Raw genomic sequence first — 14,466 nt, forward strand, 5'->3', positions numbered from 1 at the left:
TATTATTACAAATAAATCATTAGTTTTGCAGTATTAAAAGGCTGTGCAAAACAGTACAATCTTTTCAAAAAACTAATTATATTCTTTGTTATCTTATGATGCCTCAAATAATTCCAAATATATCCGTAGACTGCGTCGTTTTTGGGTTTGACGCCAATACAAAATCACTAAACGTATTATTGATAAAACGTTATTTAGAATCTAAAGAAAATCACGAACCACTGGTTAACGATTATGTTTTAACGGGATATCATACGTTCGAAAATGAAACAATAGATGATACGGCTACCAGAGTCTTGAAGGAATTGACAGGACTTGATAATGTATATAAAAAGCAATTTAAAGTTTTTGGAGATCCGAATCGTTTGATGAATGAAAAAGATGTTATTTGGGCCAAAAATGAAAATTTTAATAAACGGACGATAACTATTGCCTATTATTTTTTAGTAAAAACACAGGAGGTCACTTTAGAAAATAAGCAACATAAACCGCAATGGTTTCCTGTAAATGATTTACCGGAATTAGGATTTGACCACAGGGATATTATCAATGACGCATATGCTGATTTAAAGGAAAAAGCATTGTATAAACCTATCATTTTTGAACTTTTACCCGATAAATTCACCTTCAATGAATTACAGGATACTTACGAATCTATATTAGGAAATGGAATCGATAATCGTAATTTAAGGAGGAAATTGCTAACAAAGAAATATATTATTGAGCTGGATGAAAAACAAGTGGGAGTTTCAAAAAGACCTTCTCAACTTTTCATGTTTAGTAAAGATGTTTATCAAAAAATATATAAAGAAACCTACTTGATTACTATTTAGATTGCTGTTTTTAATAAATGATGGATTGGTTTCAAAATGTAATATTACTTAAGAAAGTGGTTCGATTGGCATCTTAAATATTTACCTTTGCAAAAAATTTAAAAAAGCAATTTGATGTCCGATAAATCAATCCCAAAAACAAAATATATAAAATTAATTCTAATTTTAGGTTCGTTAACAGCGCTCGGTCCATTTTCAATTGATATGTATTTGCCTGGTTTTGCTGGAATTGCAAAAGACTTGAACACTTCGGTCGCCAATGTTTCAATGACTTTATCCAGTTATTTCATTGGGATTTCAGCGGGACAATTACTTTATGGGCCATTATTAGACCGTTTTGGTCGAAAAAAACCTTTATTTATAGGATTGTTAGTTTACATTTTAGCCTCATTAGGATGTGTTTTTGTTACTGATATTGATACTTTCATTGGGTTGCGTTTTATTCAGGCTATCGGCAGTTGTGCTGCAACTGTAGCTTCGGTTTCTATGGTTCGGGATTTATTTCCTGTCAAAGATATTCCTAAAGTATTCTCATTATTGATGTTGGTTGTTGGGCTTTCGCCAATGTTAGCACCTACAATTGGAGGTTACATCACAGCCGATTATGGTTGGCATACTGTTTTTTTTATATTAATGTGCATGGGGATTTTGATTCTTTTGGCCGCTCAAATGGGCTTACCAAATACGTTTAAACCAGACACTTCAATTTCATTAAAACCTAAACCTATAATTACAAATTTTATTAGTATTGTAAAGGAACCTCAGTTTTATACCTATGCGTTTACAGGAGCTATCGCTTTCTCAGGGTTGTTTACTTATGTTGCTGCTTCTCCTATTTTATTCATGGATATTTTCAAAGTGGATGCTAAAACCTACGGATGGATATTTGCTTTTATGTCGCTAAGTTTTATAGGCGCCAGTCAGCTTAATTCATTATTATTAAGAAAATTTACCAGTGAGAAAATGATTTATGGTGCATTGATTACGCAATCCATTATTAGTATTTTATTCCTTATTTTGGCAATGAATAATCTTTTGGGATTATACGAAACTATTGCGATGCTATTCTTATTCTTAGGTTGTTTAGGGATATCAAATCCCAATACTGCGGGACTTACTCTTGCTCCTTTCTCAAGAAATGCGGGAAGTGCTTCGGCTTTAATGGGTGCTATTCAGTTAGGATTAGGAGCTTTGGCGTCTTTTGCAGTGGGTGTTTTTGTAAAAGACTCTATGTTACCTATGGTGGTGATTATGACCGTTACCACAATTTTGGCATTAATCATTTTGATTTTTGGAAAACGAACCATAAAAAAAACTATTGCAACTTCTCATGATGAGGGAATTGCAATAGTTCATTAATTATAGGTTTAATTTATTCTTGTTTTTCTGATTTTGCTTTTTTATCAGGTCTGATAATCATACGTAAAGATTGATCTTTTGCAAAATAAGCAATCATCCAATTGAAGAATGTTTTTATCCTGTTGCGATACGTTATCAATGAAATAAGGTGAATGAATAGCCATATTACCCAGGCAAAGAATCCTTTGAAATGCATTTTGGGTTTAGGTAAATCAACTACAGCCTTATTTTTCCCAATGATAGCCATTGATCCTTTATCGTTATACTTAAAGGGTTTTAATGCCTTACTCTGGTTCATTAACTTAAAGTTATTTGCCAAATTTATTCCTTGTTGAATAGCAACTTGTGCTACTTGCGGATGTCCATTAGGAAAATCTGCATCTGTAAGTTGAAGACAAGTATCTCCTATAGCAAAGATATTTTCGGTACCATTAACTTTATTAAAAGCATCGGTGGCCATTCTTTTTCCGCGACCATAACTTTCTGCAGGAATTCCTTCGAAAATTTTTGCTGAAACTCCAGCAGCCCAAATTAAATTTTTGGTTTGAATCGTTTCTCCATTTCCAAAATATACCGTATCATCTATATAATCCACCACTGTAGTATTTAATTTTACTACAACGCCTAATTTTGTTAATGCCTCCAGTGTATCTTCCTGTGAAGCTTTACTCATTGGAGATAATACGGCATTGGCTCCGTCAACAAGATAGATATTACTTGCTGTAGTGCTTAATTCAGGATATTCTTTTAGCAAAATATTTTTACGCATCTCAGCAAACATTCCCGAAACTTCAACTCCTGTTGGACCACCACCGGCCACTACAATGGTTAATAATTTCCTTCTTTCGCGAATGTCTTTGCAAATGGCTGCTTTTTCTAAATTCTTCAACAATGTATTGCGCATCACAATGGCATCATTCAGCGTTTTCATTGGAATGGCATTTTTCTTTACATTTTCCATCCCAAAATAGCTAGTTTCAGCACCTGTAGCAAAAACCAAGTAATCGTATTTTAATTCTCCATTGTTGAGAATAATTTTATTTTCTGAAGGGTTTACTTTTAATAAGTTTCCCATTCGAAACTGTAGATTTTTTTTCCCGGAAAAAAATTTTCGGAAAGGGTAACTGATACTGGAAGGCTCTAAAAAAGCGGTAGCAACCTGATATATAAGTGGTGGGAAGAAATTATAATTGTTTTTGTCAACGAGCGTTACATTAATTCCTTTTTCGTTTACTAATTCTTTAGCAAGATTTAATCCGGCAAATCCTCCTCCGATAATAACAATTTCCATATAATAATTTTGATATAGTTTTATAAAAAATAATTGTTACAAAATTACATAAATTATAGAGGAGACTCGAATTATTAGTACTAAAAAAGGGTTAAAAAAACAGCTATTTCTCGAGTGTTTTCTGGGTTTTTCTATTTTATCCTCAACGAAAACGATAGCGTTGAAAAAGCTGATAGTGTCTATTTTGTTTTTGTTAAACAGAAGTACCCTTTTTTGTTTTAAATATAAAATTTTCAAAACAGAATTTTTACAAAAAAAACCATTACATTACTTTTTAAAGTAATGTAATGGTTTTGTAAATTGTAATAGAAAAGAATTTTTTACTTCTTTTTAAGCTTTTTAACGGGCTTTTCTAAAGGTTCATTTTTGTTTTGCAACAAATAATTAGCCAATAACTTCTCAATTAATTCATCTTTAGTCAAATGATGAAAAACTGTTTTTATTTTGGTCTTAAGTTCTGCATCAACATCATGGTTGGGCTTGGTTTTAAAGATTTGTTTTGCCCACAATAATGTGTTGTTTTCTTCGATACTGGCAACCGTTGGTTTTTTGAACTGGGTAAATTTAATTCCTAATTCTTTTTCGAAATCAGCAATTTCTGCCACTTCTTCCGGTTGTAAAACCGTTAGAGAAAGTCCCTTTGCTCCTGCTCTTGCAGTTCTTCCGCTACGGTGAACGTAAGCTTCATAAACATCAGGCAAATGATAATTAACAACATAAGAAATTTCCTTAACGTCAATTCCTCTTGCAGCTAAATCTGTAGCTACTAATATATTGATATGTCCTTCACGGAATTGCTCCATGATTCTGTCTCGAATTCCTTGTGATAAGCTACCATGTAATGCTCCTGATGAAAACCGGTTGATGGCTAGGTTTTTAGCTAATTTATTGACAGCGGCTTTCGTTTTACAAAAAATAATTCCGCGTTCGCCCTCTTTAGTATTTAAGAAATGCATCAAAACATCGAGTTTTTCAATTGGATCAACTACAATATATTCGTGGTCAATGCCTTGATTCCCTACTGTTTCCATATTAGCACTAACTTGAACTACGTTTTTGTTTAAGTAGTTTTGAATCAGTTGTTTTATGGTTCCTGGCATGGTTGCCGAGAATAAAAAAGTATTGTGATTTTTAGGTAATTCGGTGATGATCTCGTCTAAGCCGTCTTTCAATATGGTAACCATTTCATCTGCTTCATCGAGCACGAGGAATCTGGTTTCTTTTAAGTTTATTGCTTTACGCTGAATCAAATCTATTAAACGTCCCGGTGTTGCCACAACAATATGCGTAGGCAATGAAAGTCGTTCTATTTGTGGTTTGATTGGAATTCCTCCGCAGGTTGCTGCAATAGAAACTTCGGGTAGGAATTTAGCAAAAGATTCTAAATTCTTAAAGATTTGTTGTCCCAATTCTCTTGTTGGTACAAGAATTACCGCTTGTATGACAGATAAATTGGTATCTATTAATTGTAAAATAGGTAATCCAAATGCCGCTGTTTTTCCAGTACCCGTTTTGGCAAGTCCAACCAGATCTGTTGTATTTGATAAAAGCAACGGAATTGTTTTTTGTTGAATTTCTGTTGGTACAGTAAATTTCAATTCATTTATTGCTTTTAATATGGGTGCTGAAATTCCTAAATCAGAGAATTGCTTTGGCATTTTTTTGGATTTTATAATTTTATAAAAAAGTTATTTTGTAAACGGTAATTTTTAGCCCCGATAGCAGTGAAAATCCTTTTATTTTTTCTTTAAAAATAAAAGATTGTAACGAATAGCGGGATTAGCTCCTTGAAAAGAAATATTAATCTTCATCAGGTTCGTTCATGATTTTCTCACGATATTTTTTTCCCGTTAACAAAATTAATTTTAATTTGTAATCGTCAACAAGCCATTCGCGGTAATTTTTACTGCACTGACTCAAACATTTAGAATACCGTTTGATGCGACAATCGATATCATCATCTAACAGTTTTCCCAATGCTTTAGCTTCTTGTAAAGTCTCCGAATTATCAACGCACATGGCAGCATGCTGGTCCAATGATTTTTCAAGTACTTCTTTAGAGCGTAAATTTTGTTTAATGATGAGTTTATGTTCTTCATCGACATCAAAAGTTACTACTTCTGTTTTGCTGAATTTTGCGCGTACATCAGGTGGCATATTGTATTTGAAATACAACTCAATTTCCGTATCATCACGTAAATTTTCCAAATAAAACTCTGGGGATTTAAAGATGTGTTGCCAGTTTACCGGCTCACTCCATAGTCCAAATCGTGCTGCATTATTTCCTAAATCGATAACGTTAAAAGTATCTTTATTAGGCAGTTTTCTAGAACCACGACCAATCATTTGATAATATAATGTCAATGATTTTGTCGCTCTATTTAAAATTATAGTTTCTACAGTAGGCTCATCAAAACCTGTGGTAAGAATTCCAACGGATGTTAAAATAGCATCTGGTGTATGCTTAAACCAATGTAAAATATCTTTTCTTTCCTCGTTATTACTGGTATTGTCCAAGTGACGAATCGCATAACCGGCTTCTCTAAAAGTTTCATATACATACAAAGAGGTATTGATACCATTATTGAAAATCAAGGTTTTCTTGCCCAGAGATTTCTCTGTATAAGCATGCAGTAATTTTTCCTGCATCGCCATATTCGTGTATAAATCATCCGATGATTTAACGGTGTAATCACCATTGATACCTACTTTTAATGAAGTTAGACCTACATCATAACTATAAGTAATTGCTTTGGCCAAAAAGCCATTTGCAATCAAAGAACTAATGGTATCTCCTACGATTAATTCATCGTAGCTTTCATGCATTGGTAATTTAATATTCGAACTTAAAGGCGTTGCGGTAACTCCTAATATAAAGGCATTTTTGAATGAGCTTAATAATTTTCTGAACGAATTGTAATGCGCCTCATCGATGATTACCAATCCTACATTATCTAAATGTAATTTTTCGTCATTAATTCGGTTTTTCAACGTTTCTACCATGGCAACAAAACAGGAATAATCGTTTTGATCCGGAAGTTCTTTTACTTTACTATTGATGATTTTGTTTTTAACGTCAAAACCCTTCAACATTTTTGAAGTTTGCTTACACAACTCAATTCGGTGTGTTAATACAACTACTTTTTTATCGTGTTGTGATAAATAACGACGTACGATTTCTGAAAAAACTACTGTTTTCCCACCACCAGTAGGCAATTGGTATAACAAATGATGTTGTGGAGGAGCATTATCGATACGTTCAAATATGGCGTCAATGTCGCCTTTTTGATACGCATATAGTTCTTTTTTGTCTTCTATTTCTATTTCTAAAGTGTTTTGCGACATTGCTTATTGTTGGATTTTTGCAAAAATACGCCTAAAAAACAGTTTAATTGTCAATTTTTAATTAAAAAAAAACGATTGATTAAATAAAATTGAATTATACAGCAAACTTAATATTCAAATCGCTCTATAATTGCATTGAATTCGGGTTCATTGTACCATTTTTGTGTTATGGTTTCGTTATGAATAGCTAAAATCCTTGTTTTAAAATCATTTAGGATTCCATTTGCTATCAAAAAGACAATGGCTTGTTCAAAAGAATTAAACATACTTTTGAAAAATAAGTCTTGTTTTATTATATGCTCGGAGGAGAATTTTTGTGCAATTTCAATATTATAAAGCATTACATCAGCAATTATAAATGGATCTACTCCCAAGAGCGTGAAATGCTTGATGTATTTTTGGGCAACAGAACGTCTCATTTTTGGTTTGCTCCGTCTTCCCGCCTTTTTCAAAGGATAATATTCATTTGAAATTTTGAGTTTACATTCCTGCAAAAGTGTTTCTTCCTTTGGATTGAAAACAAAATTATAATAGACTTTTACCGGACTAAATTTCTCGTACAATTCGATAATCTGTCCTTCGAGTTGTTCTTTATTAAGTTCAGCTAAGTATTTTTTTAAATCGCGTTTGCTCATTATCAAAGTTTAAGAATACAAAAGTAAATTACTTTAGTAATGAATACATCCAAAATCAATGATAATACTTAATTTTGCCATAAATAAAGTATTAAGAACGGTTCTTTGGTTCTTTATTTTTTACTTTTATACCTCAAATTTAATTTTTATGCTTAGATTTTTTAAGATTGTTGCCATTCTCGAAGGAGTTTCCTATTTAGTTTTATTTTCAAATATGCTTATTGTAAAACCTACAAATTTAGTGCTATACAAAACACTTTTATTTCCAATAGGAATGGCTCACGGAGTGTTGTTCATTACCTATGTTATATTGGCAGTACTATTGAAATTTAAAGAAAATTGGGACTTTAAAAAATTTGGGATTATCGGTCTTGCATCAATAATTCCTTTTGGGACTTTTTACATGGAAAAGAAATACTTGAAAAATGTATAAATTCATAGAAAAAATATTCACTTTTCTATATCCTATATTAAGGAAAATAGGATTTGGGAGTAGTTTTTCAAGCTACCTAAGTTTGATTGTAAATATTGCATTATTATGTGCAATAGCTTACGGTATATACATACTTTTCAGGCTTATTTTAGTTACCTTAATGATTGTTGTTGCCAAGAAAACAAAAACTAAGTTTGATGATTTGTTGGTAACCAATAAAACAGCAAAATACATCGCCCATTTAATCCCGCTATTATTTATTTACAAATCAGTTCCTATAATTTTAGATCGTTTTGAATACTGGGAAGGTGTTTTTGGTAAATTGGTAGGAATCTATATTGTAATGCTAGTACTGTGGATCATACGAACTATTTTCAATGCATTAAGAGATTATTTAAAGTTAAAACCAAGGTATAGCGATAAACCTATCGATAGTTTTATTCAGGTTATTATGATTGTGCTTTGGATGGTTGGAATCACAGTTATAATTTCGAAGCTATTCGATATCGATCAAAAAGAATTGTTGACCATTTTAGGAGCAGTTTCAGCTATCATTATTTTGATTTTCAGAGATACAATTTTAGGATTTGTTTCGAGTGTCCAAGTATCTATAAATGATATGGTTCGAATAGGCGATTGGATTACAATGGATAAATTTGGAGCAGATGGAGATGTTATTGAAATTAATCTAGCTACTGTAAAAGTTCGAAATTTCGATAATACCACTACCACTATTCCTACATATAGTTTGAGTTCTGATTCTTTTCAAAACTGGCGCGGCATGCTTAATTCTGATGGGCGACGCATAAAAAGACACATTCTTATTAAAACAGGCAGTATTCGATTTTTGGAAGAAGCCGAATTAAACGAATTAAAAAAAATCCAACTGATTTCAGATTATATAGATACTAGAAAATTAGAAATTGATACTTTTAATTCGAATAATAAAATCGATAAATCATTGGCAATCAATGGTCGTAATTTGACTAATTTAGGCCTGTTTAGAAAATATATTACCCAATATCTTCATCATTATCCGGGATTGAATAAAGATATGTTAATGCTTTGTCGGCAATTGCAATCTACTTCTCATGGTGTTCCTCTTGAAGTTTATGCTTTTTCGCATGACAAACGATTTGAAAATTATGAATACATCATGTCCGACATATTTGATCATATTATTGCTTCCGTAAAATATTTCGATTTAGAGATTTTTGAAGGAGTTAGCGAAAATGTAACTGATTAAAAATAAGGGGATTTAAATGCATTCTACATTAAAATGAGCGGAGAAAAAGATTTAGATAAGTTGCTTAAAACAATGAAACCAGAACATATTTCAGGAGAATATGTTTTTTGTTTGGTTCATGATTTGGCAAATCTAAATCTTAACGATATCATTATGACATTCAAAGAGCAGAAAGGTACCACAATAGTAATCAAGAAGGAATTTGCCGATAATCTAAAATTAGAATATTCTTTTATTGCTTCTTGGATTACTCTAACGGTTCATTCTTCTCTGGAAGCTGTGGGATTGACCGCAGCTTTTTCTAATGCTCTTTCGCAGGAAGGAATAAGTTGTAATGTGGTAGCCGCTTTTTATCACGACCATATTTTTGTAGATAAAAAAGACACCGATAAAGCAATGGAAATCCTTAATCGATTTTCAAAGTAAAAGAGAAATTATCAATTCTAATTATAAACGATCCTTTACAAATTCAATTTCTGTTTTTCCGTGTGCTTTTGGTTTTCCATCAGCGTCCAAACTTACCATTGTAGTATGGTCAATTGTGATAATTGTTTCTCTTGTCATCATGTTTCTGGCCTCACATTTTAACGTAAGCGAAGAATTTCCAAATTTGACAACATCAATACCAATTTCTATAATATCGCCTTGTTTTGCTGAACTTCTAAAGTTGATTTCAGACATATGTTTAGTTACAATTCTTGTGTTCTCTAATTGGATGATGGTGTACAAAGCTAATTCTTCATCAATCCAAGCTAATAATTTACCTCCAAATAAGGTTCCGTTTGGGTTTAAATCTTCTGGTTTTACCCATTTTCTAGTGTGAAATCTCATAATTTTTCTTTATATCTGCAAAAATAAACTTTTCTTATGGCTATTTTCTTTATTTTTAAAGAAAAAACCATGAACGAACGCGATACTTTTTTAAAAGAATTCCGAGGACAAACAATAGGATCCGTAACTACTCAATCTTCAACAGAGGAATCATTTCAAAATGAAGTGCTTAGGCCAATTTTGAAATTGCAAAACGATTTATTCATAGCTTCATTCATTAATTATGTAGTAAAAAACAAAGCTGATTTTTATGGTTACACTACCGAAAAAAAATTATCGGTTATAGAAAATGCTATTCAAAAAGACATCAAGTTTAGAAATGCTTTAAAAGGAATGATAATCGCATTATTTACAGCCGATGAATATGCAGATTATATAAAAAATTCCTCCAATATCAATAAAAGGATGATGAGTATGCTTATCGAACGATTAAAAAGCCAAGTCCAATTATTTGAAATCAATCAAGATATGTAATCTGATTTATTTATTGTAGTTCATTCGAAAGCATTAATTATAAATCGCGATATGTTAAATTGACTGAATTTGTTGTCTATAATTTAAAAAACAGACGCTTATTGATGTAAATATTACAATTTAATTATGATTTAATAATCGCAATGTTTTTTATAATAAATATTAGTTAAGTAAAATTATTTATGCTATCCGCTCAGATTTTTTCATTATAATTGTTAAAAATAAAGTTATGAAGGAAGAATATTTCAAATGGCATTCAACCAATCTGGGTAGAGATATTGAAATGCTGGTTTTTGGACATGCAGGATACCCTGTTATTTTATTTCCTACTTCTATGGGCAGTTTCCATGAAAATAAAGACATGGGGTTGATTGATTCTGCAAAATGGTATATTGAACAAGGTTTAATCCAAATATTTTGTCCAGACAGTATCGATAAAGACAGTTTTTACAATAAACAAATTCATCCTGTACATCGCATAGAAAATCATGTTAGATATGACAAAATGATTTGTCATGAAATCGTTGAAAAAGTGAAAAACAATACTTCTTCCGGTAAAGTTGTTGTAGCGGGTTGTAGTTTTGGCGGGTATCATGCCGCTAATTTTGCTTTTCGACATCCAGGTTACGTAAGTCATATGTTTTCCATGAGTGGTGCTTTTAATATTAAGAGTTTTTTGGATGGTTTTCATAATGATGATGTGTTTTACAACAGTCCCGAGGATTATTTATACGGACTCGATGATCATGAATTGTGGAATATGGATGTTGTTCTTGGAACTTCAAATTGGGATATTTGTTTTGATGCGAATTTAAAATTGAGCAAAGTTTTAAGTGAAAGAAACATGCATCACTGGCTGGATATTCGTCAGGAGCGAAAACACGATTGGCCAGTTTGGCAAGAAATGTTTCCGCATTATTTATCAAGAATTAAATTTTTCTAAAATTATAAACGTATCAAGATGAAAAAAATAGGAATTTTATTTGGAATGGAAGACACCTTTCCGCAAGCATTTATAGATCGTGTAAACTCAAAAAATGAAAAAGGAATCATTGCCGAAGCAGTTGCTATTGAAAAAGTAGTTCAAAACCAAGATGGAGAATATGCTGTAATTATTGACCGAATTTCACAAGATGTTCCTTTTTATCGCGCTTATTTGAAAAATGCTGCCTTAACAGGAACTAACGTTATTAACAATCCTTTTTGGTGGAGCGCTGACGATAAGTTTTTCAATAACGCTCTAGCTGATACTCTTGGAGTTCCGCTTCCTAATACGGTTATACTTCCTTCTGCGGAACATCCTACAGATACCACCGGAAAATCATTCCGAAACCTAAAATACCCAATGGATTGGGAAGGAATTTTTGATTATATTGGATTCCCAGCCTATATGAAACCGTATGCCGGTGGCGGTTGGAAAAACGTATATCGATTGGAAAACAAAGAAGAGTTTTGGGAGAAACATCAGGAAACGGGGCAATTAGTGATGATGTTACAAGAAGAAATTGTTTTTACGGAATATTTCAGAGTGTATTGTTTGGGCTGCAAAGCGGTTCGAATTATGCAATACGAACCAAGAAATCCACATCATTTGCGTTATGTGATTGATGGGCCACCGGTTGATAAAAAATTATTAGCAACTGTAAAAGACTACACTTTACGCCTTTGCAAAGGTTTAGGCTATGATTTCAACACGGTTGAGTTTGCTGTTCGTGATGGGATTCCTTATGCGATTGATTTTGGGAATCCTGCGCCTGATGCTGAATTGACTTCAGTGGGTGCCGAAAATTTTGAATGGGTGGTTGAAGAAGCTGCAAAAATGGCTATCGCTGCCGCAAAAAAACAAAAGCCAGGGAAGATCAATCTGACTTGGGGAACTTTTATTAAAGACGCCGTAGCTGTAAAATAAAAATTATAGATAAACGGAATTTCCTAGCCCCGATTGTAGAGAAAATCCTTTCTATTCCTGATTTTTTTCAGGAATAGAAAGATTGAAACGAAAAGCGGGAAATAGCTCCTAAAAAAAAAATAATGAAAAAATTACCCGTTTTTACACTTGGTGTAGAAGAAGAATATCAAATTATAGATCCGGTAACAAGGGATTTGCGTTCCCATTTGTCTAAAATTGTGGATGGCGCGAAAATAATTTTGAATGAACAGGTAAAGGCTGAAATGCACCAATCGGTTGTGGAAGTAGGTACTAATATTTGTAATAGCGTCACTGATGCCAAAAACGAAATTAGATTTTTACGTTCTAAAATTGTTGAGTTAGCCGATAAACAAGATTTGATTGTGGGTGGTGCCGGGACGCATCCTTTTTCGAAATGGCAAGACCAGCCGATCACCGATGATCCTCGTTATCATGATATTGTAAATGAATTGCAAGATGCGGCACGTTCCAATTTAATTTTTGGGATGCATTGTCATGTAGGTATTGAAAACCGGGAAATTGGCTTGCAATTGATGAATCAGGCGACTTATTTCTTGCCTCATATTTTTGCGCTTTCTACGAATTCCCCTTTTTGGGAAGGACGACAAACGGGTTATAAATCCTTTAGAACAAAAGTTTTTGATAAATTTCCAAGAACTGGATTGCCCGAATATTTTGATTCGGTAGGATCGTATGAGAATTATTTAGAGACATTGGTAAAGACCAATTGTATTGATAATCCAAAGAAAATTTGGTGGGATTTACGTTTACACCCGTTTTACAATACGATTGAATTTAGGATTTGTGACATGTGTTTAACCGTTGATGAGACGATTTGTATTGTTGCAATTATTCAGGCAATTGTAGCTAAACTCTACAAATTAAACATGAATAATACTAGTTTCAATATTTATCGATTGGCATTGATTAAAGAAAATAAATTCCGTGCTGCCCGCTATGGAATTGATAATAATATGATTGATTTTGGATTGCAAAAAGAAGTGGAAACCAAGATGCTTATTCTGGAATTGCTTGATTTCATTGATGATGTAGTGGATGAATTAGGAAGTCGTGAGGATATTAATTACGTGCATGAAATTTTGAAAAACGGAACTGGAGCAGATAAACAATTAGTTATTTTTGAAGAGACGGGAGACCTTTGTAGAGTGGTTGATTTTATAACTGGTGAATTTACCAAGGGATTGTAAAATATAAATTACCTTTGTGCATTGTTTTTTAAAAATTGTGTATGCCTAATAAGATTATAAAAATAGCCCTTTTAGATATGTACAACGGTGAACCTAACCAAGGAATGCGTTGTATTATTGATGTAGTGAATCGGTTTAGTCCGGTTATGAGTTTCGAAATATTTGATGTTCGGGTAAAATGTGAATTGCCTGATATTAATAAGTTTGACATTTATATTTCAACTGGAGGTCCTGGCAATCCATTAATTGGAGATGGAAACTGGGATGTGAAATATTATGAATTTATTGATTCATTGAACAAGTGGAATAATGAAAATGCAATCAAAAAACATGTGCTTTTTATTTGTCATTCTTTTCAAATGGCATGTTTGCATTTTGGATTAGCTACAGTGACTAAAAGAAACGATACTTCTTTTGGTGTTATGACTATTCATAAAACGAAAGAAGGACTTGTTGATCCTCTTTTCGAAGGATTAGCGGATCCGTTCTATGCAATTGATTCCAGAGACTATCAGGTTGTGCAACCTAAGCTAAGTATTTTTGCAAAAAAAGGGGCTAAAATTATTTCTTTAGAGAAAATTAGGGACCATGTACAATATGAACGTGCAATTATGGCAGTTCGTTTTACAGACTATTTTGTAGGTACTCAATTTCACCCAGAAGCGGATCCTATTAGTTTTGTCTCACATTTGAGAAATAAAGAAGCGAAAGAGAAAATCAGAGCTATGAAAGGGAAAAGAAAGTTTAGAAATATGCTCGAAGATTTATTGGATGATGATAAAATATACAGAACTAATGAAACTTTGATTCCAAATTTCCTTCGAATAGCTATTAATGACTTGATGAAAACAAAAAAAATGCTTTCTAATTAATACAATCCA

Annotated in this window: 15 protein-coding genes; 10 read left to right on the forward strand and 5 right to left on the reverse strand. The window is 32.6% G+C overall.

The genetic code is table 11. The annotated features are described in order from the left end of the window. Positions 1–95: 95 nt before the first annotated feature. Positions 96–833: an NUDIX hydrolase gene (locus tag ACM55M_RS15255; protein ID WP_416858515.1), complete on the forward strand. Its 738-nt coding sequence runs from the start codon at positions 96–98 to the stop codon at positions 831–833. A 114-nt stretch (positions 834–947) separates the two neighbouring features. Continuing rightward, positions 948–2,192: a multidrug effflux MFS transporter gene (locus tag ACM55M_RS15260; protein WP_416858516.1), complete on the forward strand. Its 1,245-nt coding sequence runs from the start codon at positions 948–950 to the stop codon at positions 2,190–2,192. Between the two features lie 13 nt (positions 2,193–2,205). Here the strand turns inward: ACM55M_RS15260 and ACM55M_RS15265 are convergent, their stop codons facing one another. From ACM55M_RS15265 to ACM55M_RS15280, 4 genes are all read right to left on the reverse strand, one after another. Continuing rightward, the gene (locus ACM55M_RS15265) at positions 2,206–3,483 is read right to left on the reverse strand and encodes an NAD(P)/FAD-dependent oxidoreductase (protein WP_416858517.1); all 1,278 of its coding nucleotides are present in this window, start codon (positions 3,481–3,483) and stop codon (positions 2,206–2,208) included. Between the two features lie 320 nt (positions 3,484–3,803). Next, complete coding sequence (locus ACM55M_RS15270) at positions 3,804–5,141, reverse strand: DEAD/DEAH box helicase (RefSeq protein ID WP_416858518.1); 1,338 nt, start codon at positions 5,139–5,141, stop codon at positions 3,804–3,806. Between the two features lie 142 nt (positions 5,142–5,283). Next, positions 5,284–6,828 carry a DEAD/DEAH box helicase gene (locus tag ACM55M_RS15275; RefSeq protein ID WP_416858519.1) on the reverse strand — a complete coding sequence of 515 codons (1,545 nt, stop codon included), beginning with the start codon at positions 6,826–6,828 and terminating at the stop codon, positions 5,284–5,286. Positions 6,829–6,935: 107 nt separating this feature from the next. Next, positions 6,936–7,463: a DUF6155 family protein gene (locus tag ACM55M_RS15280; RefSeq protein ID WP_416858520.1), complete on the reverse strand. Its 528-nt coding sequence runs from the start codon at positions 7,461–7,463 to the stop codon at positions 6,936–6,938. 148 nt (positions 7,464–7,611) lie between these two features. On the opposite strand from ACM55M_RS15280, the gene ACM55M_RS15285 reads away from it, so the two are divergent. The 3 genes from ACM55M_RS15285 to ACM55M_RS15295 are packed head-to-tail and all read left to right on the forward strand — an operon-like array spanning position 7,612 to position 9,568. Next, positions 7,612–7,896 carry a DUF3817 domain-containing protein gene (locus tag ACM55M_RS15285; protein ID WP_416858521.1) on the forward strand — a complete coding sequence of 95 codons (285 nt, stop codon included), beginning with the start codon at positions 7,612–7,614 and terminating at the stop codon, positions 7,894–7,896. Then, positions 7,889–9,142 (forward strand): mechanosensitive ion channel family protein, encoded by a 1,254-nt coding sequence (locus ACM55M_RS15290; protein ID WP_416858522.1) that lies wholly within the window; start codon positions 7,889–7,891, stop codon positions 9,140–9,142. The genes ACM55M_RS15285 and ACM55M_RS15290 overlap by 8 nt, the downstream gene beginning before the upstream one ends. A 33-nt stretch (positions 9,143–9,175) precedes the next feature. Beyond that, positions 9,176–9,568 (forward strand): ACT domain-containing protein, encoded by a 393-nt coding sequence (locus tag ACM55M_RS15295; protein ID WP_416858524.1) that lies wholly within the window; start codon positions 9,176–9,178, stop codon positions 9,566–9,568. Between the two features lie 21 nt (positions 9,569–9,589). Here the strand turns inward: ACM55M_RS15295 and ACM55M_RS15300 are convergent, their stop codons facing one another. Further along, on the reverse strand, positions 9,590–9,973 hold the full coding sequence (locus tag ACM55M_RS15300; RefSeq protein ID WP_416858525.1) for an acyl-CoA thioesterase: 384 nt from the start codon (positions 9,971–9,973) through the stop codon (positions 9,590–9,592). 69 nt (positions 9,974–10,042) lie between these two features. On the opposite strand from ACM55M_RS15300, the gene ACM55M_RS15305 reads away from it, so the two are divergent. From ACM55M_RS15305 to ACM55M_RS15325, 5 genes are all read left to right on the forward strand, one after another. Continuing rightward, the gene (locus ACM55M_RS15305; protein ID WP_416858527.1) at positions 10,043–10,447 is read left to right on the forward strand and encodes a glyoxalase; all 405 of its coding nucleotides are present in this window, start codon (positions 10,043–10,045) and stop codon (positions 10,445–10,447) included. 229 nt (positions 10,448–10,676) lie between these two features. After that, positions 10,677–11,390: an esterase family protein gene (locus tag ACM55M_RS15310; protein WP_416858528.1), complete on the forward strand. Its 714-nt coding sequence runs from the start codon at positions 10,677–10,679 to the stop codon at positions 11,388–11,390. A gap of 18 nt (positions 11,391–11,408) precedes the next feature. Beyond that, positions 11,409–12,356 carry an ATP-grasp domain-containing protein gene (locus ACM55M_RS15315; RefSeq protein WP_416858530.1) on the forward strand — a complete coding sequence of 316 codons (948 nt, stop codon included), beginning with the start codon at positions 11,409–11,411 and terminating at the stop codon, positions 12,354–12,356. Between the two features lie 122 nt (positions 12,357–12,478). Then, on the forward strand, positions 12,479–13,585 hold the full coding sequence (locus ACM55M_RS15320; protein WP_416858532.1) for a carboxylate-amine ligase: 1,107 nt from the start codon (positions 12,479–12,481) through the stop codon (positions 13,583–13,585). Positions 13,586–13,626: 41 nt separating this feature from the next. Next, a complete protein-coding gene (locus ACM55M_RS15325; protein WP_416858533.1) occupies positions 13,627–14,457 on the forward strand; it encodes a type 1 glutamine amidotransferase in 831 nt (276 codons plus the stop codon). Positions 14,458–14,466: the final 9 nt, after the last annotated feature.

The sequence above is a fragment of the Flavobacterium galactosi genome, from assembly GCF_048158585.1.
GTDB classification, from domain to species: Bacteria; Bacteroidota; Bacteroidia; order Flavobacteriales; family Flavobacteriaceae; genus Flavobacterium; species Flavobacterium galactosi.